Source organism: Sulfitobacter sp. HNIBRBA3233 (assembly GCF_040149665.1).
Classification (GTDB): domain Bacteria; phylum Pseudomonadota; class Alphaproteobacteria; order Rhodobacterales; family Rhodobacteraceae; genus Sulfitobacter; species Sulfitobacter marinivivus.
Genome location: NZ_JBEFLP010000001.1, coordinates 2,344,008 through 2,368,964, shown reverse-complemented (window position 1 = coordinate 2,368,964; position 24,957 = coordinate 2,344,008). Strand labels below are relative to the sequence as shown.

The window sequence follows — 24,957 nt, the reverse complement described above, 5'->3', positions numbered from 1 at the left end:
CCTATTCCCGATCAACGGGATGGCACATCGAAGGAACGGTTCAGCGATGAGCCGCAATAATGTCCGAACGGGCATCAACAACGGGGAAAGATCTATGATTAGACATTTCAAAATCATCGCCGCCGTCGCGGCCCTGACGCTTGCTGGGCCGTTGGCCGCGCAGGACGGGGACCCGCAATCGGGCGGTACGCTCAACGTGGTGATCCAGCCGGAACCGCCGGGCCTGATGCTGGGGATCGTGCAGAACGGCCCCACGCAGATGGTCGCGGGCGACATATACGAAAGCCTTTTGCGCTATGACTTCGACCTCAAGCCCGAGGGGCAGCTGGCCGAATCCTGGGAGATTTCCGAGGACGGCAAAACCTATACCTTCAAGCTGCGCGAGGGTGTCGTCTTTCACGACGGCGAGCCGTTCACATCGGAGGATGTGAAGTTCACCATGGATGTCTTCCTGCGCGAGACCAACCCGCGCACACGGACCTACATGGACCGGGTCGAAAGCATCGACACGCCGGACGATCTGACGGTTGTCTTCAACCTCAAGCAGCCCTTCGGCCCCTTCATCGGCATCTTCGAACAGGGCACCGCGCCGATGGTTCCCAAGCATATCTATGAAGGCACGGATTTCGTGAACAATCCGGCCAACAACACGCCCATCGGCACCGGCCCCTTCAAGTTCAACGAATGGGTCAAGGGCACCTACATCCACCTCGTCAAGAACGAGGACTACTACATGGAAGGCAAGCCCTACGTGGATGAGGTCTACTACCATGTGATCCCCGATGCGGCGTCGCGCGCGGTGGCCTACGAGACCGGCAAGGTCGACGTGCTGCCCGGCGGGTCGGTAGAGAACTTCGACGTGCCGCGCATCCGCGAGCTGGAAAACACCTGCATCACCGATCAGGGCTGGGAATACTTCGGCCCGCTGTCGTGGATCTGGATCAACATGAACAACGAGCCACTGGATGACGTGAAGGTGCGTCAGGCCATGATGCACGCGCTGGACCGCGATTTCGCGAAGAACGCGCTGTGGAACGGTCTGGGCAAGGTCGCAACCGGCCCGCTGTCGTCCTCCACCCGCTTCTACGCAGGCGATACGCCCGACATCGGTTATGACCCCGAGAAGGCCAAGGCGCTGCTGGCGGAATCGAGCTATGACGGCGAAACCATCCGTCTTCTGGGTCTGCCTTACGGCGAGACCTGGCAGCGCTGGGCGGAAGCGGTCAAACAGAACCTGACCGAGATCGGCATGAACGTGGAACTGGTGCCCTCCGACGTGGCGGGCTGGAACCAGAAGGTCGCCGACCGCGACTTCGATCTGGCCTTCACCTACCTCTACCAGTACGGCGATCCGGCGCTTGGCGTGTCGCGGACCTATATGTCGACCAACGCGGAACCGGGCTCGCCCTGGAACAACGTGTCGAACTATCAGAACCCCGAAATCGACGCGATGTTCGACGAGGCGGCGCTGATGGCGAACCCCGATGACCGCATGGCAGCCTACAAGACGATCCAGGATACCATCGTCGCAGACGTGCCAAACCTGTGGCTGCTGGAACTGGGCTTCCCGACGATCTACCGCTGCAACATCAAGAACCCGGTCAATACCGCGCTTGGTGTGAATGACGGCTTCCGGGACGTCTGGATCGACCAGGACTAAGTCTCAGGGCTTTACCGGTCCGGGCCGCTGCGGTGGCCCGGACCCCTCATTCCAAGATCAGGGCAAACCGCGTGCTACGATTCATTCTGGGCAGGCTGGTCAAGGCGGTTTTCATCCTGCTGGCCATCCTCGTCTTCAACTTCCTTCTGATCCACGCCGCCCCGGGCGATCCCGCCGCCGTCATGGCCGGTGAGGCCGGCGCCGCGGACGAGAAATTCCTCGCCGACCTGCGCACCCGCTTCGGACTGGATCAACCGCTTCACGTCCAGCTCTGGACCTACCTCAAGGGGGCGGTGCAGCTCGACCTCGGCTTTTCCTACCGCCAGCAGATGCCGGTCGCGGAGCTGATCGCCGACCGGCTGCCAGCGACCCTTCTGTTGACCGGCGTGGCGTTCGTGCTTTCACTGGTGCTGGGCGTGATTGCAGGCGTCGCCGCCTCCGCCCGTCAGGGATCCTGGGGCGACACGATCATCTCGACGCTCGCGCTTCTGTTCTACGCCACGCCGCTCTTCTGGGTGGCGCTGATGGCCTCGCTGGTGTTTTCGGTCTGGCTGGGCTGGCTGCCGGGCTTTGGTTATTCGACCATCGGCGCGGGCTATACGGGCCTTGCCCATGTGCTCGACGTGGCCAAGCACCTGATCCTGCCGGCGACCACGCTGGGGCTGTTCTTTACAGCGATCTACATGCGCATGACCCGCTCTTCGATGCTTGAGGTCAGCCGGCTCGATTTCGTCAAGACTGCGCGCGCCAAGGGGCTCAAGCGCAGCCTGATCCAGCGCCGGCATATCCTGCGCAACGCGCTGTTGCCGGTGATCACGCTGGCGGGCCTTCAGGCCGGCCAGATCTTCGGTGGCGCGATCCTGACCGAAACCGTCTTTGCCTGGCCCGGCATCGGACGCCTGATGTTCGAGGCGATCGCCCAGCGCGACTATGCCGTGATCCTCGGTGTCTTCTATATTTCGGGGGCCATGGTGCTGCTGTTCAACCTGATTACCGATGTCGTCTACGTCATCATCGACCCGCGCATAAGGCTGACCAAATGAAGGATTTCTGGAAACGCTTCCGCTATAACAGGGGTGCGGTCATCGGGCTCGTGATCCTCGCGCTGGTGATCGCCGCCGCCATCGCCGCCCCGTTTCTCTTTCCGCAAAGTCCGTGGAAAATGGTGCAGCGCCCGTTCCTGCCGCCCTTTACCGATGACACCCTGTGGCTTGGCACCGATGCGCTGGGCCGCGACGTGCTGGCCGGTCTTGCCCATGGCGCCTATGTGAGCCTTCTGGTCGGCCTCGTCTCGACCATCGTGGCGCTTGCCATCGGTGTGCCTGTGGGCGCGCTCGCGGGATACTTCGTGGGCCGGACCGACGATATCCTGATGCGCTTTACCGAGTTCTTCCAGACCATCCCAAGCTTTGCACTGGCCATCGTGCTGCTGGCGATTTTCCAGCCCAGCCTGACCTATGTCATCATCGCGATCGCGGTGGTGTCCTGGCCTCCTGTCGCCCGCTTGGTACGCGGCGAGGTGCTGAGCCTGCGCACCCGCGAATTCGTCGAAGCGGCAACGCTGCAGGGCCTCGGCAATACCCAGATCATCCTGCGCCATGTGCTGCCCAACGCCCTGCCTGCGATCATCGTGCTGGCCTCGCTCATGGTGGCGCAGGCGATCCTGCTGGAAAGCTCGCTGTCCTTTCTGGGTCTGGGCGATCCCAACATCATGTCCTGGGGCTATATGATCGGCGCCGCGCGCACCGTGATCCGCACCGCCTGGTGGCTGTCCTTCCTGCCCGGCATGGCGATCCTGCTGACCGTGCTGGCGCTCAACCTGATCGGCGAGGGGCTGAACGATGCATTGAACCCGCGCCTGACGAGGAAATCCGAATGAGCCTGCTGAGCATCCGAAACCTCGACATCGCCCTGCCCGAAGGGGCCGACCGTCCCTTCGCCGCCAAGGCCATCGATTTTGACCTCGCCCCGGGCGAGATCCTGTGCATCGTTGGCGAAAGCGGATCGGGAAAATCCATGTCCGCCAACGCCGTGATGGGTCTTTTGCCGCAGGGCGTCAAAGCCACCGGCGGCACCATCACCTTCGACGGGCAGGAGATTCTGAACCTGTCGGAGCGCGAGATGATGCGGATGCGCGGCAAGCGTTTCTCGATGATCTTTCAGGAACCGCTCAGCGCGCTCAATCCGCTGATGCGCGTCGGCGCCCAGATTGCCGAGGTCTTCGAGGCCCATGGCGAGCTGTCCCCGCAGCAGCGCCGCGCCCGCGCGCTGGAGTTGCTGGACGAGGTCGGCATTCCGGACCCCCGGGCCGCGATCCGCGCCTATCCCTTCCAGCTGTCGGGCGGCCAGCGCCAGCGCGTGATGATCGCCATGGCGCTCGCGCTCGAACCCGACATCCTGATCGCGGACGAACCCACCACCGCGCTCGACGTCACCACGCAGGCGCAAATCCTCAAGCTGATCGAGGATCTGCGCCAGTCGCGCGGCATGGCGGTCATCTTCATCACCCACGACTTTGGCGTCGTCGCCGACATCGCCGACCGCGTGATCGTCATGCAGAAGGGCGAGATCGTGGAGACGGGGACTGCGGATGAAGTTCTCTTGCGTCCCCAGCACCCCTACACACGCGCGCTGATCGACGCGATCCCGCGCCTGACCCGCCACGCCGACGGCGAGGAAACCCCCGGCACCCCCGTGCTGCGGGTCGAGGGGCTGAGCAAGACCTTCACCACCGGTTCCGGCGCGCTCTTTGGCAAACCGCGGGTGGTGAAGGCGGTGCAAGATGTCACCTTTGACCTTTTTGCGGGCGAAACCATCGGCATCGTCGGCGAAAGCGGGTCGGGCAAATCCACAGTGGGGCGCTGCATCGTCCGGCTGGTGGAGCCCGACAAGGGCCGCGTCCAGATCGACGGCGAAGACATCGCCCCGATGAAGGGCACGGCGCTGCGTGACAAGCGCCGCAAGATGCAGATGATCTTTCAGGATCCCTTTTCCTCCCTCAATCCGCGCGCCCGTGTCTCGCGCATCCTGACCGAGGGGCTGATCGCCTATGACACCCCCCGCGAGGAAGCGATGGAAAAGGCCCGCAACCTGCTGGAGCTTGTCGGCCTCGACCGCTCCGCCATGGATCGCTTCCCGCATGAATTCTCCGGCGGCCAGCGCCAGCGGATCGGCATCGCCCGCGCGCTCGCGCTCGACCCATCGATCATCATCGCGGACGAGGCGGTGTCGGCGCTGGATGTGTCGATCCAGGCGCAGGTGCTGGACCTGCTGGCGGATCTGAAGACGCGGCTGAACCTCTCGATGCTTTTTATCACCCACGATTTGCGCGTCGCGGCACGCATCTGCGACCGGATTATCGTCATGCAGAAGGGGCAGATCGTCGAGGTGGGGCCGACCGCCAAGGTCCTGCACGAGCCGGACACCGCCTATACGCAAAGCCTGCTGGACGCGATCCCGGGACAGGAATACGAAAAGGCCTTGATGGGTGCGCAATAGCCACCCGCGCTTATGAGTTGGACACCCGATGACCGACACCGGCCCGGAAAGAAAAACCCTTCTGCTGACCGGCGCCAGCCGTGGCATCGGGCATGCGACAGTCAAGAAATTCGCCAGCGAAGGCTGGCGTGTGATCAGCTGCTCGCGCCAGCCGTTTTCACCTGCCTGCCCGTGGCCGGGGGGCGCGCGGGACCATGTGCAGGTCGATCTCAGCCAGCCGAACCAGATCACCGAGGCGGTCGAGCATATCCGCACCCTGCTTGATGGCGATAAACTGCATGCGCTGGTCAACAACGCGGGCATCTCGCCCAAGGGCCCCGAGGGCGAACGCCTCAGCACGCTCGACACCGATCTGCGGGTCTGGGGCGAGGTTTTTCACGTGAATTTCTTCGCCTCCGTGGTGCTGGCACGTGGATTGCAAAACGAACTCTCCCGCGGGAAGGGATCCGTGGTCAACGTCACTTCCATCGCGGGATCGCGCGTGCATCCCTTTGCCGGTGCGGCCTATGCGACATCAAAGGCCGCTCTCGCCGCCCTGACCCGCGAGATGGCCCATGATTTCGGGCCGCTCGGCGTGCGCGTCAACGCCATCGCACCCGGCGAGGTGGAGACCAGTATCCTCAGCGAGGGCACTGACAAGATCATCCGGACACTGCCGATGCGGCGTCTCGGTCAGCCGCAGGAAGTTGCCGATGCGATCTATTTCCTCTGCTCGGGACAAAGCTCCTACGTCACCGGCGTCGAGATCGAGGTGAACGGTGGCCAGCACGTGTGACCCTCGGGGCGCTTTGCTGTGAAACCCAAGGCTTGGCAGGGTGGTGATCGCCGCCCCTAAATCCAGCGTTCTGGAAAAGAGAATAGTCGACGCGATCAGACATTTGCCGAAGGGATACGTCCCTGCAACTGATCGGAAACCCCTAGGATACCATCGCAATTACGACCGGAAGGCTCAGTGCCGAAAGCAATGTGCCGAACAGCACAGCGCGCGCCGCAAGCGGGACAGAGATGCCTTCGGCGCGCGCCATGACATAGACGTTTGCTGCAGGGGGCAGCGCCCCCATGATGATAGCCGTGGCGACCCAGATCGGGTCGAACCCGCCAATCGCGCCGAAGGCCACTGCAACGACGATGGGATGCACCAACAGCTTGACGCCCAGACAGGCGCCCAACCGCGGATCCAGCCGGCCCGCCCGGTGTCGCGCCAGCGTGAGCCCCAGCGAAAACAGCGCGGCGGGTGCTGCCGCGTCGCGAAACCCGTTCAGCGGCGCATCGAGAAACCCCGGCATCTCCAGCCCCGTTGCGGCGAACCCCAAACCCGCAAGGGTGGCAATGATGAACGGATGCGCGATGACCCGGCGCAGCGAGGCCGCTATACCCATCAGGCTCAACCCACGCCTGTCGATCATCGCGGGCCAGATGGTGAAAATCAGCAGCACGTCCGCGCAGAAGATGAAGGCCGCAGGCGCACCGGCGGCGGGCCCCAGCGCCGCGAAAGTCAGCGTTGGGCCCATGTAGCCGATGTTGGAATAGCTTGCCGCGAGACCGTAGACAGCGCGGTGGTCACCGTCTGGGTTGCCGCGCCCCAACAGCCAGCCCAGCACGAACATCACGCCCGTGGCTGCCGTGGTCAGCGCCAGAAAAGCCGGCAGTCGCGCCACATCATCGGGCATTCCGCGCACGGACTGGAACAGCAGGGCTGGCAACGCGACGTAGAAGATGAACGCATCCAGCCAGCGCTGGCTTTCCGCGGGAAAGCGCAACAGACGCTCCGCCACCACACCGACGAGGATATACACAAAGAACGGCGCGATGAGCGCGAGACCGACGATCATGCGGCACATTGACCCCAGCCTTCGCCGCGGTGCAAGGGGTCACATCGTGGATTTGGGCGCGAGTACTGCGGCGGACCCACGCGCCTTTAGCAGGCGCGCTGGCACCGACCCGGCTTGCCCCAGCCGTCCAACGATCTGCTGGAACCTCTGCGCGGCACGCTGAACTAATCAGCGCGACCCCTGCCGGACAGCGGTGGGGGTCGTGCCGTATTTGGCGCGAAACAGGCGCGACATCTGCGCCTGATCGGCAAAACCGTAGCGGTAGGCGATGCGCGACAGCGGCTCCTGTCGCAGCGAGGTCAAATCGTCATGCACCGCCGCCAGCCGGTAGTCGCGCAGCCGCTGCAAGACGGTACGCCCCGACGCGCGATAGAGTTCGTGCAGATAGCGCTTCGAGATACCGCATTGCGCCGCGATGCTGTCGGGGTCCAGATCCGCATCCTCGATATTGTCGCGCAGGAACCTGTCGATGCGCGCCAGATGCGCCGCGCGCACGGCCGACATCGCCTCTTCGCCCGTCGGCGTCGCCTCGTTCAGGGCCAAGGCCAGAAAGGTAAGCAGCTGTCGGCCCAGCGCGTTCTGTGCCGCCACTCCCACATCCGCGCCACTTTCTTGCGCGAGCGCCGCCATGGAGGTGAACAGCTGCGCCGATCCGCGCGTGGCATCGAAGACGCGGGCGCATAGACGGTCCGGATTCGCGACACGCGCGCTCAGATCCTCCTTCGTCACCTTCAGCACGAACAGATCGTTGGGCCGCGCGTAGCTGAAGCGGTAGGGCGCATCGCCCCGCTCGATGATGAACCCGCCGGGATCACAGGTCACCTCGCGGCCCATCTGCTGGAAGGAAACCGGCGTATGGCGCGGGATGGTCACGAGGTAGTCCTCTCCCTCTGCCACGCGCAGGTGGCTTTTGCGGCGGGTATAGCGGACCGCGTCCGATGTCAGCCGCGACAGCGCCACACCGCCCAGCGACCAGTGGCGCAGGGTGCCGGTAAACCGCTCCGGGTCGCGAAAATCGAGGTGCAGGGGGAAATACGTCTGACCGATGATCTCGGTCCAGCGGGCCGCGCGCTTCGGTCCAACCGTCTGGGCAGTGGTGTGCATCTGGGGGTTGCGCGGTGGCTGCATGGGACTCCTCGGGCTGTCTGAGGCTAGCCGCACACCCGCGTTGCGGCAATTGATTTTTCGCGGACCGAAGTGCGCCGAGCGACAAACGATCCTGCGCTCAGGATCAAGACAACAGCGCCCCGCCCGGCGCAGCATCGTGCAAATCCAACCGCAGGAGACCAACCATGGCACAGGCTACAGTCGATCCCATCACCCTCTCCGTCGTGCGCGGCGTGCTGGAAACCACGCAGCGGGAGATGACGCTGACACTGGAGAAAACCGCGCGTTCCTCGGTTTTCAATCTCGCGCATGATTACTCGACAGCGCTGTTCAACCACACGCCCGAGATGATTCTGCAAGGTCAGGACATCCCGATCCACCTAGGGTCGCTGATCCCGGCGATGAAGGCGGTGGACAAGTTCTTCGACGGCGAGATCCACGAGGGCGATCTGATCCTGCACAACGATCCAGATTACGCCGGATCGCACATCATCGACACCTGCATGTACTACCCCGTTTTCTACAAGGGAGAGCTGGTGTTCTGGACAGTCTGCAAGGGCCACCTGACGGACATCGGCGGCCCCGTGCCCGCAGGCTACAACCCCGACGCGACCGAGATATACGCCGAGGGTCTGCGCATCCCGCCCATCAAGATCTGGGACAAGGGCGTGCCGCGCAACGATATCCTGAACATGCTTCTGACGAACATGCGCGCGCGCCGCGATCAGGAGGGGGATTTCAACGCTCTCATCGGCGCCTGCAAGGTCGGCGCGCGCAACCTTACCGCACTGCTGGATAAATATGGGCTGGAAACGGTTCGGGCCTGCATCGAAGAGCTGCTGAAAATGGCCAACAGCCACATGAACTCCCTGATCGCAGAAGTGCCCGACGGCACCTATCACGGCACCGCCGTGCTGGAGGACGCAGGCCACGGTTTCGGCGATTTCGACATTTCCGCCACGGTGACGATCACCGGCGAAAGCTGCCATATCGAGATCAAGAGCCCGCCGCAGATCCCCTATTTCATCAATTCCTACGAGGGCAACAGCTACTCGGGCGTCTATCTGGGGCTGATGATGTTTGCCCAGTTGCCGCCGCCCTACAACGAAGGGCTCTACCGCAATGTGACGGTGGACATGGGGCCGAAAGGGACCCTGTGCAACGCCCGCTCCCCCGCGCCGCACGCCAATTGCACCACCACGCCGATGGAAACGCTGACCGACGCGGTGCGCCTCGCCTTCGAGCAGGCCGCCCCCGACAAGGTCTCGGCCAGCTGGGGCCACGCCAACGGGTGCAATATCGCCGGCCAGGACACACGCCACGACGAGGAATACGTGACCATGGTGCTTGCCTCGATCATCTCGGGCGCCGGGGCCACGAACAGTCAGGACGGCTGGCATGCCTGCGGTCCGCTTTGCTGTTTCGGGGCGCTGACCTCCGGCGACATCGAGATGCTGGAGCATTCCTATCCGATCATCATCCACCGCTATTCGCTGATGGAGGATTCGGGTGGTGCGGGCAAATACCGCGGCGGCTCCGGCACCTGCTGGGAGGTCGAACCGCTCGACGCGCCGATGACCCTGATCACCTTCGGCGAGGGGCGGCGCATCCCCGCGATGGGCGCGGGCGGCGCGAAATCCACCATGATCGAACAAAAGGTTGGCCGGCTGGAGGTGACCCGCAACGGCGAAACCGTGGTCATCAAGGATAACGTGATCGAGACGATCAATCCCGGCGAGCGCGCCGCCAACAAGAACCCCGGCGGCGGGGGCTTCGGTGATCCGATGGAGCGCGACGTGGCCCGCGTGGTCGAGGACGTGCGCAACGGTCTTGTCTCGCTCGAAGGGGCCAAGCTCGACTACGGCGTCGTCATTACGGATCGTGCCAGCCTGTCGGTGGACGAGGCGGCGACCAAAGAACTGCGCGCAGGCTGAAAGGAAACGACATGAGAACCAAATACCGTCTGGGCATCGACGCCGGAGGCACCTTCACCGATTTCATCCTTGCCGAGCAGAACGCCGACGTGCGGCTGTTCAAGGTGCTGTCGACCCCGCATGACCCGACTGCCGCGATCCGCAACGGCCTGAACCTCATCACCGAGGAAACCGGCATCAGTGCCGAGGATATCGTGTCCAATGCCGATCTATGCATCAACGGGACAACCGTGGGGCTGAATGCACTGATCACCCACAACGGCGCAAAGACCGGATTGATCTGTACGCGCGGACACGAGGACAGCATCGAGATCCGGCTGGGCCACAAGGAAGGCGGGCACCGCTACGATCCCGAATACCCGCCGGCGACCATGCTTGTGCCGCGTCACCTCCGCCGTCCGGTGACCGAACGGGTCGTGTCGAACGGAACCGTCCATACACCGATGAACGAAGATGACGTGCGTGCCGCCTGCGAATACTTCATCGAACAGGAGGTGACATCGGTTGCCATCAGCTTTGTCTGGTCGGTCCTGCACACCGATCACGAAAACCGCACCGCGGAAATCGTGCGGGAGATGATGCCGGATGTGCGGCTCACCATCGGAAGCCAGCTCTATCCACAGGTGCGCGAATACACCCGTACCTCGACAGCGATCGTCAACGCCTACCTCGCCCCGATTCTGCAACGCTATGTCGAGGCCGTGGACGGCTATTTCAGCACTCTCGGCTCGCAGCATCCCGTGCGCTACTTTCAATCCAACGGTGGTCTGGCACTGGGGAAGATCGTCAGCGATCAATCCGTCTATGCGATCAATTCCGGTCCCGCCTCCGCGCCGCAGGCCGCGCTGGATGTCGCCGCGCCATGGGGGGACAAGAACATCATCACCTGCGACATGGGTGGCACGTCTTTCGACATCACGCTGACGCGCGACGGCAAGGCGAACGTGAACAAGAACATCGACTTTCTGCGTTACCGCATCGGGATCCCGATGATTCAGGTGGAAACGCTGGGCGCCGGTGGCGGATCGATCGGCTGGATCGACGAAATGGGCCTGTTGCAGATGGGGCCGCAATCTGCGGGCGCCGATCCCGGACCGGCCTGCTACGGTCAGGGCGGCGAGATGCCAACGACCACGGACGCGAACCTTGCCCTCGGATATCTCAACGACGAAGGTCTGGTCGGCGGGCGCGTCCCGCTGGACAAGGAGAAATCGCGCAAGGCGATCAAGGAAAAGCTGGCCGATCCCTTGGGTCTTTCGCTGGAAACTGCCGCCTACGGCATGTTCACCATCGTCAACAACAACATGGTCAACGCCATCCGCCGCGTCTCGGTCGAGCGGGGGTATGATCCGCGCGATTTCGTCCTGATGGGCGCGGGCGGGGCGACAGGCGCGCATATCACGGCGCTTGCCCGCGAGATGGGCATCGGCAAGGTGCTGATTTCCAAGCTTGCGTCCGGGCTGTGCGCCTACGGGCAGATCCTGTCGGATGTGAAATACAACTACATGGCCCCCGCGCCGATCCGGCTGGACGATGACGGGGCGGCGGCCACGCTAAACGATCTGTTCAAAGGGCTGGAAGCGCGCGGGACGGAAGACCTGTCCGGCGACGGCTTCGACGAAAGCAGTATCGAGATCTCTCGTGGTCTCGACATGCGCTATGTCGGTCAGGTTCACGAATGCACCGTCGAGATCGGCACGTTCGACATCACGACAGACAGCCTCGATGAACTGCGCGCGGCGTTCCACGCGCGTCACCGCGAACTCTATACCTACGATGAGCCGGGCAGCCCGATCGAGGTGGTCAACGTCGAAAGCACGATCGTGGGCAAGGTCGACAAACCCATCCGCGCGCCCATCGCAAAGGGCAGCGGCGCGGATGGTGCGCGAAAGGGCAGCCGCGCGATGGTTTTCTCCCTCGACGGGGATACGCAGGAAACGCCGGTCTACGACGGTGCGGCCCTCGGAGCGGGCGACAGCCTCAGCGGTCCGGCTGTAATTGAGGAAGAAACGACCACAATTGTCGTTGAACCCGGCTGGAACGTGTCCCTGCATGAAAGCGGCGTTTACGTTCTGACTGCGGCGGCCTAGCATAAAGGGGATCGAAGCGTTGGAGGCTTCGGTCCCCCACAAAAGGAAGCCAATGTCGGACAACCTGCACCGGTCACATAAACTTGCCTCGCCGCCGCGGGTCAAGCGGCGCAAGCTGCGTGTGCGCGGCACCGATGTCACGCTGCTGGAAGAGGTGCGCCGCGCCGCGATGGCCGACCTCGGGATCGACCTCGAATTCGAATCGCTCGATTTTCTGACTTGCCAGCACCGTGCCGCGATGGATCCGGGGGGCTATGACATCTACGAGCAGTGTTTCCACAACCTCGACATTGTCTGGTACTGGGGCGCGCTGCAGCCTATAGACACCGAGCGCATCGCCGAATGGGGCAATATCGGCGATCTGGCCATCGAGGGCGGGCTGACCCGCTATACCTGGGAGGGGCACGGAGACGCCCCGCGCCGCAAGCTCTATGTACAGCCGGACGGCATGATCGGTCCGCAGCCGATGCGCCATATCTCCATGCTGCCCACCGCCCATAACGTCGACAGCTTCGGCTTCGACCGCCGTCTCTTCGGCGAGGAAGAGGCGGGCGGCGCAAGCTGGGCCTGGCTGCTGGATCCGCGCGCGCGGGGGCGGATCGCGCTGGTGGATGAGCCGGCCATCGGCCTTTTCGATGCCGCCCTCGCGGCGGAGGCCCGTGGCGACCTTACCTTCGGTGATATCGGCAACATGACCGTCGAGGAAATCGACAACCTGATGATCCTGCTGGAATCCCTGCGCCAGAGCGGGCTGTTTCACGGCGCTTGGGTCACCCCGCAGGAAGCCGAGGACATGCTGCACAACGACCGCGTTTCGGTTCAAAGCATGTGGTCTCCCTCCTACGCCAATCTGGGTCTGATGGAGGGCGTCTTTGTCGAGAGCACACCGCGCGAGGGCTACCGCGCGTGGCACGGCGGCGCATCGCTGGCGCGGCATCTGTCAGGCGCGCAGCTGGATCTGGCCTATGATTATCTCAACTGGTGGCTGACCGGCCCCGCAGGCGCGATGATGGCAAGGCAGGGGTACTACATGACCGTCCCCGAGCGGGTGCGCAAATATCTCAGCGAGGATGAATGGGACTACTGGTACGGCGGTGAACCGGCGCGCACCGACCTTCCGGGCCGTCCGGGCCGCATCACCGTGCGCAAGGGCCAGCGCCGCGCGGGCGGCAGCTATCGCGAGAGGGTCAGCCGCATCGCCCTCTGGAATACGGTGATGGACGAATACAACTACGCCACGCGGGTCTGGAAACGCTTTATCGCGCGGGTCAACGGGGGGGTGACATGAGCCGCCCGGCCTCTCTGGGTCAGCGTCCGCTGTATCAGGTCATCACCGACGTGTTGCGCCGCAACATCGCCATGGGGCGGCTGCCGACAGGATTGGTCCTGATCGAAGGGCCGATCGCGCGCCGCATGGGGACCAGCCGCGCACCCGTGCAGGGTGCGCTGCGCCAGCTCGCGGAGGAAGGATTGATCCACCGGTTCCGCGGCCGTGGCTATCTGGTCGGCCCGGCGGAAAGCGCCCCCGAACCGCTGCGGCGCGATCTGGCAGAGTTCAAGCTGGACATGCCCGACAGCGCAAAGGTCGCGCTGGAGGTACGCGGCACGTGGCTGCGCGTGTACGACCAGGTCGAGCGCGAGATCGCCGCCTGCCAGATCTTCGGCGAATACCGCGTGATCGAAACAGAGCTCGCCGATTACCTCGGCGTCAGCCGTACTGTCGCGCGCGACGTTCTGAGCCGCCTCAACGAAAGGGGGCTGGTGCGCAAGGGCGCGGGCGCGCACTGGCTGGCCGGTCCGCTGACCGCGCGCGCACTACGGGAGAAATACCAGCTGCGCGGCATCGTCGAACCCGCCGCGCTGCGTCTGGCGAGCGATCATCTTGAACCCGGCGAAATCGCCGACATTCGCGCCAAGATCGGCGACGGCAGCATGGACAGTTCCGAGGCGCTGGAGGACGCCTTCCTGCGGTCTTGTCTTGACCGCGCGCCGAACGCCACGCTGGTCCAGATCATCCGCAACAACCGCTTGTTGCTCAGCTCGGTGGACAAGGCGCTCAGCGATCTGGGACTGCCCGCCGACTCCATCGCGATCGAGCAGTATCGCACGCTTTTTGACCTGATCGGATCACGCCAGATCGATTCCGCGGCGGAGTACCTGCACGAGCATTTGCGGATGGTCACGCACAAGTCGCTGGCCCGACTCAAGATCGTCGCCCTGGTGCCGGAAATTGAGTCGCTGCCAAGGTATCTCTCGGAGGTGGAATAAATGAATAATTCATACAATATCCGTTTTTTGATCGCGGATAGATAGACTGTTTTGCCAAAAATATCCCTTATAACGGGATTTTTGGGCCTAAAACTTTTAAATAATGACTATTGATCCAAATACGAAACCGATCTTTCATACGTTATACACTTTGAACGCCACCGGAACGCGAGTCCCTAACGACCTCGAAACCGCGTCGCGTTCAGCAACCAAGAGGACTAAATGGCGCAGCACGATTCCATTTTTCGACTCGAGGGTGTCACTCGGCGCTACGGCGATCTCGTCGCGCTGAACGCCATAGACTTCGATGCTCCGCGCAACGAATATATCTCGCTTCTGGGGCCCTCCGGCTCGGGCAAAACCTGCCTGTTGCGCGTGATCGCCGGGTTCGAGCGTCCCGACGAGGGGCGCGTGTTTTTCGAGGGGCGCGACATCACCGACCTGCCGGCGCACAAGCGGGGCATCGGGGTGGTGTTTCAGAACTTCGCCCTGTTCCCGCACCTGAGCGTTTTCGAGAACGTTGCCTTCGGCATGCGCAACGGCGCAGAGAGTTTTGCCGACGACGTGATCGATACGCGCACCCGCGAGGCCATCGAGATGGTCGGCCTCGCAGGGTTGGAAGACCGCTTGCCCGACCAGATTTCCGGCGGTCAGAAACAGCGTGTGGCGCTGGCGCGTACATTGGTCATGCAGCCGCGTCTTGTGTTGCTGGACGAACCGCTAGGCGCGCTTGACGCCAATCTGCGCGACCGGATGCAAACCGAGTTGCGCGCGATCCGCGAACGGCTCGATGTGACCTTCCTGCATGTAACCGGCTCGGAGACCGAGGCGCTTGCCATGGGCGACACCGTTTGCGTGCTGCACGACGGCAAGATCATCCAATCCGGCACGCCTGACGAAATCTATGATGCGCCGACGTCGTCCAACGTTGCGCTTTTCCTCAACCGTTTCAATATCTTCGAAGGGCATCTGGACGGCGACACGTTCCAGGGGCCGTTCGGGGCCGCACCTGCGCCCAACCCGACGCCAAACGACCGTGATGTCTATGCCATCCGCTATGACCGCACGCAGATCTTTGACAAGGGTGAAACGCTTCCCGGTCCGGCTCTTCCCGCGAAATACCTCGCCAGTGAATACCTTGGCTCGTCGATCATCTTCCTGTTCGAGACACCCAAGGGCGATACGGTCGAGGTCGATCACCATCTCAGCTTCGGGGACCCACGCGATCTGACGGTCGGCAACGACTACGTTCTGTCGTGGGATCCCGCCAACGCCATCGTTTTCGGCAAGGAGGCAAGCGCATGAGCGCCGTTACCGAGACAAAACGTGACAAGACACGGTTGATGCTGCTCGCTCCCGGTGTGATCTGGATGCTGCTGTTCCTGATCGCGCCGATCCTGATGATTGTATACGTGTCGTTCTGGACACAGACGACATTCTCGATCAACTCCACCCTTACACTGGAAAGCTGGCGCAACTTCTTCGGTTCTGAGGCTTACGTCGGGGCGCTCTGGACCACGCTCAAGATGTGGCTGATCGTGCTCTCCGCAACCTTCCTGATCGGCTATCCGGCGGCTCTCTATATTGGGCTTCTGGTCAAGAACCAGACCATCGCGACCGTGCTTCTGGTGCTCTGCGTCATCCCGTTCTGGACATCTTTCCTGATCCGCGTGCTGGCCTGGCGACCGATGCTGGGCAAGGAAGGCGCGATCAACATCATCCTGCAAAAGCTTGGCCTGATCGATACGCCGATCGAGGTTCTGCTGTTCTCCGAACTCAGCGTGATCATCGGGATGACCCAGATCTACGTCGTGTTCATGGTCGGGCCGATCGCCTTCATGCTGGGCCGTATCGACCGCAACATCATCGAAGCGGCGCGTGACCTTGGCGCAGGATTTGGCCGGATTTTCTGGAAGATCATCTTTCCGCTCAGCCTGCCGGGCGTTGTGGTCGGGGCCATTTTCGTCTCGGTCATGGTGCTGGGCGAATTTGCCACCTCGGGCGCGCTGTCGGGCCGCAAGGTGAACCTTTTGGGTAACATCATCGTCACGCAGGTGGGCAGCCTGAAATGGGCCATGGCGTCGGTTGTCGGGGTGATCCTGACCGTCTTGCTGGGCATCGTGGTGGCGGGTTTCCTGCGTATCGTCGATCTGAAAAGGGAGCTTTGAGCGATGGAATCCAAGATCCTCAAGCCGATCCTCGGCGTCTACGTCGCGCTGTTCATCCTGTTTCTCTACGGACCGTTCATCGTGCTGGGCATCATTTCGTTCCAGCAGGGGCCAGAGGGCGGGCCACAGTTCCCGATCATCGAATGGTCGACCTACTGGTATCGCCACCTCTTCGGCATGACGCCGCCGTCGCGCATCGCGCCGCTGCCGGTGGGCGAGGCGCTGATCCGGTCGCTGACGCTTGCCTTCATGACCATGGTAACATCGACCGTGCTGGGCGTGATGGCTGCACAGGCCTTCCGCAAACGGTTCCGCGGTTCCGGCTTCGTCTTTTACCTGATCGTACTGGGCATGATGGTGCCCGGCGTGCTGACCGGTCTTGGCATCTCGCTGCTGGCCAACAACGTGCTCGACATCGAGCGCCACTGGTTCACCACGGCTTTCGTCGCCCACGTCGTCTATACCTTCCCCTTCGCGTTCCTCGTGATGCTGGCGATCCTCAACCGCTTCGACGGTTCGGTAGAAGAAGCATCCTGGTCGCTCGGGGTGTCCCCGGCGCGCACGTTCCGCAAGGTGACGTTCCCGCTGATCTTCCCCGGGGTGCTGTCGGCGATGCTATTTGCCTTCACGCTCAGCTTTGACGAATTCCCGCGCACGCTTTTCGCAAGCGGTCGTGACCAGACGCTGCCACTGGCGATCTACGGTACGTTCTCGGTCGAGATTCACCCCAACATCTTCGCTTTCGGCGTTATGACCACCCTGTTCTCCTTTGCGCTGCTGGCTGTCTACGGCATCCTGATGGGGCTCAGCATCCGCCGCGCCAAGAAGGTCGCGATGCAGGAGGAAATCGAGTGAGCGTTGCGCTGGTAACAGGGGCGGGTTCGGGCATCGGACAAGCCATCGCGCGGCGGCTGGCGGCGGACGGTTATGCCGTGGCTGTCGGAGATTTCGACGCGGATGCGGCGCGCGCCACCGCGGAAGAGATCGGTGGCCTCGCGATCCACGCGGATGTGTCCGACAAGGACGCGGTGGCGGATATGGTCGCCACCTGCACGGACAAACTGGGCGCACCGACGCATCTGATCAACAACGCAGGTCACGTGCATCAGGCGCGGTTCACCGACCTCACGGCGGATGATTTCGACCGGATGATCGCCGTTCACCTGCGTGGCACGTTTCTGTGCGCCCACGCCGTGCTGCCCGCGATGCTGGCCAACGGCAAAGGCTGCATCATTAACATGGCGTCGCAGCTGGGGCAGATCGGCGGGATCGAGCTGGTACATTATTCCGCCGCCAAGGCCGGGATCATCGGCCTGACAAAAGCACTCGCACGCGAGGTCAGCACGCAGGGCGTGCGCGTCAACGCCATCGCGCCGGGGCCGATCAACACGCCGCTGGTGCGCGCGCTCTCCGACGACTGGCGCGCGGCGAAATCCGCAGAACTGCCGCTCGGCCGTTTTGGAGAGCCCGAAGATGTCGCCGACACAGCCGCCTTTCTGTGTTCGGACGCGGCAAAGATATACGTGGGCCAGACGCTTAGCCCGAATTCAGGAGACGTGATGCTATGACGAAAGTTGTTCTCATTACCGGCGCGGGCATCGGTATCGGTGCGGCCTGCGCCAAGGCTTTCGCCGCGGAGGGCGCGCATGTGGTCGTGACAGACGTTCTGAAAGACGAGGGCGAGGCGACCGTCAAGGCAATCACCGACGCAGGGGGCAGTGCCGAATTCCAGCCTCTCGACGTGACCGATACCGCAGCCGCCGACGCGCTGGTGGCGGACATCGAGAAACGCCACGGCGGGATCGATACAATCGTCGCGAACGCAGGCATCGCCCACCGGGTGCCCATCGACGAACTGACCGACGAAAAGTGGGACCATACCTTCGACATTGATCTGAAGGGCATGTTCCGCGTCATCCGCCCCGCTGTCCCGGGGATGTGCAAGCGTGGCAAAGGTGCGATCGTGTGCCTGTCGTCGATCATGGGCGTCGCCTATGGCTGGGACGAACACGTACATTACTCCTCCGCGAAATCCGGCGTTGTCGGGCTGGTTCGCGGTCTGGCCGTCGAACTCGCCCGCAGCGGTATCCGTGTGAACGGGATCGCTCCCGGCTACATCCGCACCGCGCAATTGCTGAGCGAAGAGCACTCGCTCGGACCCAAGGGCGCTGAGACGGCGGGAGACAATATACCCATGGGCCGTATCGGGGAAGGAGAGGACATCGCCGATGTCGCGACCTTCCTCGCCTCCGAAAAGGCGCGATACATAACAGGGCAAGTAATTACCGTGGACGGTGGGCTTTTGGTCGGGCGCTACTGAAAACGGGAGCCGCGCCCAAAAAGGGCGCGTGAATAAAAACGAAACGACCTCAACAAGGAGAAACAGATGACCAGTTCTAACTTCTCACGACGCAAATTCCTGCAAACGACGGCGGGCACTGCTGCGCTTGCCGCGACGGGTCCGCTAGGGGCACAACAAGCCTTTGCGGCCAGTCACCTTGCCAATCAGGAATTGCGCACGGTGGGCCTTTCCGTGACGGTGCAGGAGCGTATCCTCAACGATTTCAAGGAAAAATCGGGCATCGGCGCCGTCAGCGGTAAAGCCGATATTTTCCCCAACACGCAAACCGAAATCCTGTCGGGCTCCGACGCCTACGACTGCTGGGAGATCATCGGTGAGCGTCTGGCCGCGATGGTCGCCACGGACAAGCTGGCCCCCATCGAGGCGTCGAGCCTGAAAAACTGGGCCGGCATCCGCGACACCTTCATCACCCCCGACGACCGTTTTGACCTTGAGCGTCAGATCGTCGGCCAGATTTGGGAAGACGAAAGCCAGACCCGCCTGAACATGGTGCCGACAGTCTACAACTACGACTCGATCGGCTTCCGCCCCGACCTCGTGGATGCGGAAGAAGCGTCAAACTGGTCCTCGCTCTTCGACGAGAAATTCGCGGGCAAGACTGGTCTGAACGTCGATCCGCTGATCGCATTCGGTCAGGCCGTGCTGGCCATGAACGAACTCGGCCTGCTCGAAGTCTCCAACCCCGGCAACCCGGACGCGGAGGCCATCGAAGAGGCCGCCAAGTTCCTGATCGCCAAGAAGAAAGCGGGCCAGTTCCGCGCGCTTTGGGGTGACTTCGGTGAGCTGGTGAACCTGCTCGCATCGGGTGAGATGATCATCGCCGACGCATGGCAGCCCGCCGTCATGGCCGTTAAGGCACAGGGCGTCGAGTGTTCCTATGCCACGATGAAAAGCGGCTATCGCGGCTGGGCCATCGGTCCCGCCCCGCTCAAGACGTCGCCAAACCTCGAGGCTGTCGCGGCCTACGCCGACTACTGGCTGTCCGGTCCCCCCGCCATCGCGGTGTCCGAGCAGGGCTACTACTCGCCCACCACGAACATCAAGGATGTCATGGACCCCGACAAATACGCCTTCTGGTACGAAGGCAAGCCGTGGGTCGGCGCGTCCGAGCGTGGCATCAACGAAGGCGATCTGCGTGACGGTGGCTCGCTCGAAGAGCGCGCCGCGAACGTTGCCTACTGGCACCAGTGGCCAGACGAGTACGACCTGCTGATCCGCAAGTGGGACGAATTCCTCTCGGCCTAAGCTCAATCGCCCGGCCAGAGCCACCTTTGGCCGGGCATCCACACTCCTCCCCCGCACTCCTTCGAAAAGGACAGGCACGCCTTGGATTACGACCTACAGCTCAGCCATGTCTACAAGACCTACGATAACGGCACGCCTGCCGTCATCGATTTCAATCTCGACGTGGAAAAAGGCGAATTCATCGCCTTCCTCGGCCCATCGGGCTGCGGCAAGTCCACGACGTTGCGCATGATCTCGGGGTTCGAGACGGTGACGAAGGGCGATCTGAACATGCGCGGCCAGCGCATGAACAACGTGCTGCCCGAACGGCGCCCGACCTCGATGATCTTCCAGAACTACGCGCTCTTCCCGCATATGGATGTGCGCCAGAACGTGCGTTTTGGCCTCGACGTCAAAAAGATGCCCCGCGCGGAGGCCGATCGCAAAGTGGACGGCATCCTCGAAAAACTCGGCCTCGGGGAAATCGCGAACCTGCCTACCGCGCGCCTTTCGGGCGGCCAGCGCCAGCGCATCGCCCTGGCCCGGTCGCTGGTGGTCGAGCCGGATATCCTGCTGCTCGACGAACCACTGGGCGCGCTGGACGCGAACCTGCGTAAATCGATCCAGAACGAGCTGAAGCTGCTGCAACGCGATCTCGGCATCACCTTCGTGTTTGTGACCCACGCCCAATCCGAGGCGCTGGCCCTGTCGGACCGCACCATCGTGATGAACGCAGGCCGGGTCGAGCAGATCAGCCCGCCGCGCGAGCTTTATACCCAGCCGCGCAGCCAGTTCGTGGCGCGGTTCATCGGCTCCAACACGATCATTCCCGGCACCGTCCGCGCCACCGAAGGCAGCAAGGTCACGCTCGACACCGCCTACGGTCCGCTCAGCGGTACCGACCGTCTGGGGGCAGGGATCACCGAAGGCCGCGACATGAGCATTGTTCTGCCAGCGGAGGCTGTGGACATCGTCCCCGCCGACGTTGACGCAGCGCAGATCGCCACTGAATTCGGTGGGAATTCGATTGCCTGCAAGATCGAGCGCCTGCAGATCGTCGGCCACATTATGAAAATGGTCGTCCGCCTCGAAAACGGCGAGAAAATCGACGTCGAGGGACACGTCGACAAATACCGTGACCGTCTGGCCGTGGACGGGTCGGCTCATGTCGTCTGGCGCTCCGCCGCCGCGACCGTGATTGACCAGTAAGATGGCCGCGCTGACCGCCACCCGCATGTCCCAGGGGCTTGAGGCCGCAACCCTCGATCCCGTGGCGCTGACCGAAGAAGTGTACGATCGTGTCGATACGCACGGCGACGATGCGATTTACATCGACCAGACGCGTGAACGCGCCATGGCCGAGGCCGAAGCGAGCCGTATCCGGCAGCGCGCGGGTCTGCGCCTGCATCCGCTCGACGGTGTGCCGACCGCGTGGAAGGATCTCTTTGATCTGCGCGGACGGGTGACCACCGCCGCCTCCACCGTGCTGCGCCGCAACGCGCCGGCGCAGTCGGATGCCGCCGTGGTTGCCACATCCGCACGGGCGGGTGTGATCTGCACCGGGACGGTCAACATGACCGAAATGGCTTACTCCGGCATCGGTCTCAATCCGCATTACGGCACCCCGCGCAATCCACGTGCCCCGAAGGGCGAGGCACGCAGCCCCGGTGGATCCTCGTCAGGGTCGGGCGTGGTGGTCGCGGCGGGGATCGTGCCGGTATCGATGGGCTCGGACACCGGAGGATCGGTTCGTATTCCCGCCTCCTTCAACGGGATCGTCGGATACAAGACATCCTCGGGCCGCTACCCGATGGACGGTGTCTTTCCGCTCAGCCCGACGTTGGACACCATCGGCCCGCTTGCCCAGACCGCCGCCGACTGCGCGCTTTTCGACGCGATGCTGCGTGGCCGCACGGAACCGGAGGCATCGCCAACCGCGCCCGAACGCTTCGAATTCGTAATCCCCGACGGTATTTTCTTCGAGGCACTCCAGCCCGAGGTCGCCGCGAATTTTGCCGCAACCGTCGAGCGGTTGGAGCAGGCCGGCGCGCGTGTGCGCCGTATCCAACTGCCCGAGTTGCAGGAGGTCTTGGACCTTGCAGTCGCGCACGGCCCCCTCGCGGGGGCGGAATCGTGGGGCGTGCACCACGAACGTCTTGCCACCGACGACCGTGCGGCGATTGATCCGCGTGTTGTCGCCCGGATCGAGCTGGGCAAGACCATGACCGCGCTGGACCTGATGACCCTGCAATCCGCCCGGGTCCGCCTGATGGCCCAGACGGCGGCGGCGATCGGGGACGCGATCGTGCTCTGCCCGACAACGCCCACCACAGCGATGCGGACCGACCCTCTCGCCGCGTCGCAGGAGGTGTTTTTCGAACACAACGGCCTGACCCTGCGCAACACCTCTATCGGTAACTTCCTCGGCTGGTGCGGCGTACAAATCCCGAACGGCATGGACGCAGATGCAATGCCGACGGGCTTCCTCATGTCCGCGCCTTCGGGCCGCGATACCCAAATCCTCGCTGCCGCCATGGGCTGCGAAGAGATAATCCGGGGCTAGCCCCTTAACACCGATCCAAAAGGGAGAGATCTATGACCAAGAAAATTTATTGCGCCTTCGGCACCGACATCGACTCGGTTGCGGGGCAAATCGGCTCCTACGGCGGCGGCGACAGCCCGAACGATATCCAGCGCGGCATCTTCGCCACCGAGGTCGGCGTGCCCCGCCTTCTGCGCCTGTTCAAGAAATACGACATGCGCACGAGCTTCTTCATTCCCGGTCACTCGCTCGAGACATTCCCGAAAGAGATGGAGATGATCCTCAAGGAAGGTCACGAGATCGGCGCGCACGGCTACATGCACGAAAACCCCGTCGCCATGACCCCCAGCCAGGAAGAGGACGTTCTGGTCAAATCCATCGAACTGATCGAGGGTCTGACAGGCTCCAAACCAAAGGGCTATGTCGCCCCGTGGTGGGAAATGTCGAACGTCACCGCAGCGCTCTTGGGTAAATACGGTTTCAGCTACGACCACTCCCAAAGCTACCGCGACTTCCAGCCGTTCTATGCCCGTGTCGGCGACGAATGGAACGTGATCGACTATTCCAAGACCGCCGGCGAATGGATGCACCCGCTCAAGCACGGCAAGGAAATCGACCTCGTCGATATCGGTGCCAACTGGTACGTCGACGATCTGCCACCGATGATGTTCATCAAGAACGCACCGAACAGCCACGGTTTTGTCGATCCGCACGTTATCGGCAAGATGTGGCAGGACCAGTTCGATTGGGTTTACCGTGAGATGGACTACGGTGTATTCCCGATCACCATCCACCCCGACGTGGCGGGCCGCCCGCAGGTTCTGCTGATGCTGGAACGCCTGATCGACTATATCAACGGCCACGAAGGCGTCGAATGGGTCGCCTTTGACACCATCGCTGACGACTTCCGCAAACGCTTCCCGTTCGAAGGGGACGCACGGCCCGAAGTCATCTGATACGAGACAGGGGCGGCGTTCGCGCCGTCCCTTCCTCCACAAGGAGACGTACCATGTGCAACGCCTGCGGTTTCCCGATGAAGCCAGGCCACTGGACCGATGCAGGCACCGACACGCCGGGCGACCGTCTGCGTGTGCAGATGCGCCGCGCGCAGGTTCTGGACCGCATTCTCACCCCCTACGGGTTGCGCGCGCGTCCGCCCGGAAACATGCGGGGCTTTTCCCTGTCGTCATTGTCCGGAAAAACCACATTGGTGCCGGATCTCGAAGCGCTGTGGGAAGAAGCGGCGCGCGCCACGGGGGCGCCTCTCGATCCGCTTGACCCGCGCTTTATCGGCGAATGACCTCTGACGGTAAAATCAGCCTGACGATCCTCGGTGGCTACCTTGGTGCAGGCAAGACGACCTGGCTGCGGCACCAGCTGTTCGAGGGCGGGTTCGACAACGTCCATATCCTGATTAACGAGGCCGCGGAGACGCCGGTGGATGACACGCTGCTGGCCGCACAGGCTGCCGGTGTCACGATGCTGGCTGGCGGTTGCGCCTGCTGCACGGGCCGCGATGCGCTTATCAGCACCCTGCGCGAGCTTTGTGACACGCGCGCGCAAACCGGCCTGACACGTATCGTGCTGGAAACCAGCGGCCTTGCCGATCCCGCGGCGATCCTCGACGCCGTGCGCGAAGACGGCGTGCTGGTGTACCATATCAAGGTCGATGAAATCATCGTTCTGGTCGATGCGCTTCACGCAACCGATCAGCTTGATAGCGAGTATCTGAGCCGTGCGCAGATCGAGGCAGCGGACCGCATCGTGCTGACCAAGCCTGATGCCGTGCCCGCGCCTCAGCTTGCTGCCGTGCGGGCCACCGTGCAGGCGCTGAATCCAATCGCACAGATCACTGCGGCGGCCAAAGGGGTTGGAAGCCCGATGGATGACCTCCCCGAAGCGGAGGCTCTCTCCTTGCGCGCGCTCGACGCGAGTGCCGCGCCGATTACGCCGTGCCGCATCGACATCCCCGATGGCACGGATTGGGCCGCCTTCTCGGTATGGCTGTCGGCGCTGCTTTACGCGCGCGGCCACGATCTGGTGCGGGTGAAGGGTGTGATGCAGACACCGGCTGGTCCACTCCTGCTTCAGGCTGTGCGGCGTGCGGTACAACCGCCCGAAATGCTGCCGCCCGAGGCATCGCATCGCGAAAACCAGATCGTTTTCATCGGCCGTGGCTACGATTCCGATGCCTTGCGGCGCTCGTTATCGTTTTTCACGAAATAGCGGTGCATCCCGCACGCAGCGGCGAAACCTGTTTACCCCGCCGCGT

General features: G+C 63.0%; 22 protein-coding genes. 20 read left to right on the top strand and 2 right to left on the bottom strand.

Translation table 11 applies throughout. The annotated features are described in order from the left end of the window. The first annotated feature begins 94 nt into the window (after positions 1 to 94). The 5 genes from ABMC89_RS11625 to ABMC89_RS11605 all read left to right on the top strand — a co-directional run bounded on the left by ABMC89_RS11625 (position 95) and on the right by ABMC89_RS11605 (position 5,933). Positions 95 to 1,660, top strand: coding sequence for an ABC transporter substrate-binding protein (locus tag ABMC89_RS11625; RefSeq protein WP_349568092.1), 1,566 nt, complete (start codon positions 95 to 97; stop codon positions 1,658 to 1,660). Positions 1,661 to 1,731: 71 nt separating this feature from the next. Further along, on the top strand, positions 1,732 to 2,703 hold the full coding sequence (locus ABMC89_RS11620; protein WP_349568091.1) for an ABC transporter permease: 972 nt from the start codon (positions 1,732 to 1,734) through the stop codon (positions 2,701 to 2,703). Beyond that, positions 2,700 to 3,539 (top strand): ABC transporter permease, encoded by an 840-nt coding sequence (locus ABMC89_RS11615; RefSeq protein WP_349568090.1) that lies wholly within the window; start codon positions 2,700 to 2,702, stop codon positions 3,537 to 3,539. Before ABMC89_RS11620 ends, ABMC89_RS11615 begins: the two co-directional genes overlap by 4 nt. Further along, positions 3,536 to 5,158: an ABC transporter ATP-binding protein gene (locus ABMC89_RS11610; RefSeq protein WP_349568089.1), complete on the top strand. Its 1,623-nt coding sequence runs from the start codon at positions 3,536 to 3,538 to the stop codon at positions 5,156 to 5,158. The genes ABMC89_RS11615 and ABMC89_RS11610 overlap by 4 nt, the downstream gene beginning before the upstream one ends. A gap of 28 nt (positions 5,159 to 5,186) precedes the next feature. Then, positions 5,187 to 5,933: an SDR family NAD(P)-dependent oxidoreductase gene (locus ABMC89_RS11605; protein ID WP_349568088.1), complete on the top strand. Its 747-nt coding sequence runs from the start codon at positions 5,187 to 5,189 to the stop codon at positions 5,931 to 5,933. A 142-nt stretch (positions 5,934 to 6,075) separates the two neighbouring features. Here ABMC89_RS11605 and ABMC89_RS11600 read toward each other — a convergent pair whose 3' ends face one another. Both ABMC89_RS11600 and ABMC89_RS11595 read right to left on the bottom strand, forming a co-directional pair. Then, positions 6,076 to 6,990 carry an AEC family transporter gene (locus ABMC89_RS11600; protein WP_349568087.1) on the bottom strand — a complete coding sequence of 305 codons (915 nt, stop codon included), beginning with the start codon at positions 6,988 to 6,990 and terminating at the stop codon, positions 6,076 to 6,078. A gap of 168 nt (positions 6,991 to 7,158) precedes the next feature. Then, a complete protein-coding gene (locus ABMC89_RS11595; protein WP_349568086.1) occupies positions 7,159 to 8,118 on the bottom strand; it encodes an AraC family transcriptional regulator in 960 nt (319 codons plus the stop codon). A gap of 164 nt (positions 8,119 to 8,282) precedes the next feature. Between ABMC89_RS11595 and capB the strand changes: the two genes are divergently transcribed. The 15 genes from capB (at position 8,283) to ABMC89_RS11520 (ending at position 24,911) form a co-directional block, all read left to right on the top strand. Next, positions 8,283 to 10,031: a caprolactamase subunit beta gene (gene capB, locus ABMC89_RS11590; RefSeq protein ID WP_349568085.1), complete on the top strand. Its 1,749-nt coding sequence runs from the start codon at positions 8,283 to 8,285 to the stop codon at positions 10,029 to 10,031. A gap of 11 nt (positions 10,032 to 10,042) precedes the next feature. Beyond that, positions 10,043 to 12,121: a caprolactamase subunit alpha gene (gene capA / locus ABMC89_RS11585; protein ID WP_349568084.1), complete on the top strand. Its 2,079-nt coding sequence runs from the start codon at positions 10,043 to 10,045 to the stop codon at positions 12,119 to 12,121. Positions 12,122 to 12,173: 52 nt separating this feature from the next. Continuing rightward, positions 12,174 to 13,409, top strand: coding sequence for an ABC transporter substrate-binding protein (locus ABMC89_RS11580; RefSeq protein WP_349568083.1), 1,236 nt, complete (start codon positions 12,174 to 12,176; stop codon positions 13,407 to 13,409). Further along, positions 13,406 to 14,389 carry a GntR family transcriptional regulator gene (locus tag ABMC89_RS11575; protein WP_349568082.1) on the top strand — a complete coding sequence of 328 codons (984 nt, stop codon included), beginning with the start codon at positions 13,406 to 13,408 and terminating at the stop codon, positions 14,387 to 14,389. The genes ABMC89_RS11580 and ABMC89_RS11575 overlap by 4 nt, the downstream gene beginning before the upstream one ends. A gap of 222 nt (positions 14,390 to 14,611) precedes the next feature. Next, a complete protein-coding gene (locus ABMC89_RS11570) occupies positions 14,612 to 15,694 on the top strand; it encodes an ABC transporter ATP-binding protein (RefSeq protein ID WP_349568081.1) in 1,083 nt (360 codons plus the stop codon). Continuing rightward, positions 15,691 to 16,557, top strand: coding sequence for an ABC transporter permease (locus ABMC89_RS11565; RefSeq protein ID WP_349568080.1), 867 nt, complete (start codon positions 15,691 to 15,693; stop codon positions 16,555 to 16,557). The genes ABMC89_RS11570 and ABMC89_RS11565 overlap by 4 nt, the downstream gene beginning before the upstream one ends. 3 nt (positions 16,558 to 16,560) lie before the next feature. Then, positions 16,561 to 17,412: an ABC transporter permease gene (locus ABMC89_RS11560; protein WP_349568079.1), complete on the top strand. Its 852-nt coding sequence runs from the start codon at positions 16,561 to 16,563 to the stop codon at positions 17,410 to 17,412. Beyond that, a complete protein-coding gene (locus tag ABMC89_RS11555) occupies positions 17,409 to 18,125 on the top strand; it encodes an SDR family NAD(P)-dependent oxidoreductase (RefSeq protein WP_349568078.1) in 717 nt (238 codons plus the stop codon). The genes ABMC89_RS11560 and ABMC89_RS11555 overlap by 4 nt, the downstream gene beginning before the upstream one ends. Continuing rightward, on the top strand, positions 18,122 to 18,877 hold the full coding sequence (locus tag ABMC89_RS11550; protein ID WP_349568077.1) for an SDR family NAD(P)-dependent oxidoreductase: 756 nt from the start codon (positions 18,122 to 18,124) through the stop codon (positions 18,875 to 18,877). Before ABMC89_RS11555 ends, ABMC89_RS11550 begins: the two co-directional genes overlap by 4 nt. Before the next feature lie 66 nt (positions 18,878 to 18,943). Then, entirely contained in the window at positions 18,944 to 20,164 is a 1,221-nt protein-coding gene (locus ABMC89_RS11545; protein WP_349568076.1) for an ABC transporter substrate-binding protein, read from the top strand. Between the two features lie 81 nt (positions 20,165 to 20,245). Then, positions 20,246 to 21,352 (top strand): ABC transporter ATP-binding protein, encoded by a 1,107-nt coding sequence (locus ABMC89_RS11540; protein ID WP_349568075.1) that lies wholly within the window; start codon positions 20,246 to 20,248, stop codon positions 21,350 to 21,352. Between the two features lies 1 nt (position 21,353). After that, positions 21,354 to 22,706, top strand: a complete 1,353-nt coding sequence (locus ABMC89_RS11535) for an amidase family protein (RefSeq protein WP_349568074.1) — start codon at positions 21,354 to 21,356, stop codon at positions 22,704 to 22,706. Positions 22,707 to 22,738: 32 nt separating this feature from the next. Beyond that, positions 22,739 to 23,641, top strand: coding sequence for a polysaccharide deacetylase family protein (locus tag ABMC89_RS11530; protein ID WP_349568073.1), 903 nt, complete (start codon positions 22,739 to 22,741; stop codon positions 23,639 to 23,641). A 53-nt stretch (positions 23,642 to 23,694) separates the two neighbouring features. After that, on the top strand, positions 23,695 to 23,985 hold the full coding sequence (locus tag ABMC89_RS11525) for a hypothetical protein (RefSeq protein ID WP_349568072.1): 291 nt from the start codon (positions 23,695 to 23,697) through the stop codon (positions 23,983 to 23,985). Further along, positions 23,982 to 24,911, top strand: coding sequence for a CobW family GTP-binding protein (locus ABMC89_RS11520; RefSeq protein WP_349568071.1), 930 nt, complete (start codon positions 23,982 to 23,984; stop codon positions 24,909 to 24,911). The genes ABMC89_RS11525 and ABMC89_RS11520 overlap by 4 nt, the downstream gene beginning before the upstream one ends. The last annotated feature ends 46 nt before the right edge of the window (positions 24,912 to 24,957 follow it).

What these genes read in the sequence shown, in the direction of transcription:
- ABMC89_RS11530 (WP_349568073.1), top strand. Translation starts at nt 22,739, where the DNA reads ATGACCAAGAAAATTTATTGCGCCTTCGGCACCGACATCGACTCGGTT.
- ABMC89_RS11525 (WP_349568072.1), top strand. Translation starts at nt 23,695, where the DNA reads ATGTGCAACGCCTGCGGTTTCCCGATGAAGCCAGGCCACTGGACCGAT.
- ABMC89_RS11545 (WP_349568076.1), top strand. Translation starts at nt 18,944, where the DNA reads ATGACCAGTTCTAACTTCTCACGACGCAAATTCCTGCAAACGACGGCG.
- ABMC89_RS11550 (WP_349568077.1), top strand. Translation starts at nt 18,122, where the DNA reads ATGACGAAAGTTGTTCTCATTACCGGCGCGGGCATCGGTATCGGTGCG.
- capA (WP_349568084.1), top strand. Translation starts at nt 10,043, where the DNA reads ATGAGAACCAAATACCGTCTGGGCATCGACGCCGGAGGCACCTTCACC.
- ABMC89_RS11610 (WP_349568089.1), top strand. Translation starts at nt 3,536, where the DNA reads ATGAGCCTGCTGAGCATCCGAAACCTCGACATCGCCCTGCCCGAAGGG.
- ABMC89_RS11615 (WP_349568090.1), top strand. Translation starts at nt 2,700, where the DNA reads ATGAAGGATTTCTGGAAACGCTTCCGCTATAACAGGGGTGCGGTCATC.
- ABMC89_RS11575 (WP_349568082.1), top strand. Translation starts at nt 13,406, where the DNA reads ATGAGCCGCCCGGCCTCTCTGGGTCAGCGTCCGCTGTATCAGGTCATC.
- ABMC89_RS11570 (WP_349568081.1), top strand. Translation starts at nt 14,612, where the DNA reads ATGGCGCAGCACGATTCCATTTTTCGACTCGAGGGTGTCACTCGGCGC.
- ABMC89_RS11605 (WP_349568088.1), top strand. Translation starts at nt 5,187, where the DNA reads ATGACCGACACCGGCCCGGAAAGAAAAACCCTTCTGCTGACCGGCGCC.
- ABMC89_RS11595 (WP_349568086.1), bottom strand. Translation starts at nt 8,118, where the DNA reads ATGCAGCCACCGCGCAACCCCCAGATGCACACCACTGCCCAGACGGTT.
- ABMC89_RS11625 (WP_349568092.1), top strand. Translation starts at nt 95, where the DNA reads ATGATTAGACATTTCAAAATCATCGCCGCCGTCGCGGCCCTGACGCTT.
- ABMC89_RS11560 (WP_349568079.1), top strand. Translation starts at nt 16,561, where the DNA reads ATGGAATCCAAGATCCTCAAGCCGATCCTCGGCGTCTACGTCGCGCTG.
- ABMC89_RS11520 (WP_349568071.1), top strand. Translation starts at nt 23,982, where the DNA reads ATGACCTCTGACGGTAAAATCAGCCTGACGATCCTCGGTGGCTACCTT.
- capB (WP_349568085.1), top strand. Translation starts at nt 8,283, where the DNA reads ATGGCACAGGCTACAGTCGATCCCATCACCCTCTCCGTCGTGCGCGGC.
- ABMC89_RS11580 (WP_349568083.1), top strand. Translation starts at nt 12,174, where the DNA reads ATGTCGGACAACCTGCACCGGTCACATAAACTTGCCTCGCCGCCGCGG.
- ABMC89_RS11600 (WP_349568087.1), bottom strand. Translation starts at nt 6,990, where the DNA reads ATGATCGTCGGTCTCGCGCTCATCGCGCCGTTCTTTGTGTATATCCTC.
- ABMC89_RS11535 (WP_349568074.1), top strand. Translation starts at nt 21,354, where the DNA reads ATGGCCGCGCTGACCGCCACCCGCATGTCCCAGGGGCTTGAGGCCGCA.
- ABMC89_RS11565 (WP_349568080.1), top strand. Translation starts at nt 15,691, where the DNA reads ATGAGCGCCGTTACCGAGACAAAACGTGACAAGACACGGTTGATGCTG.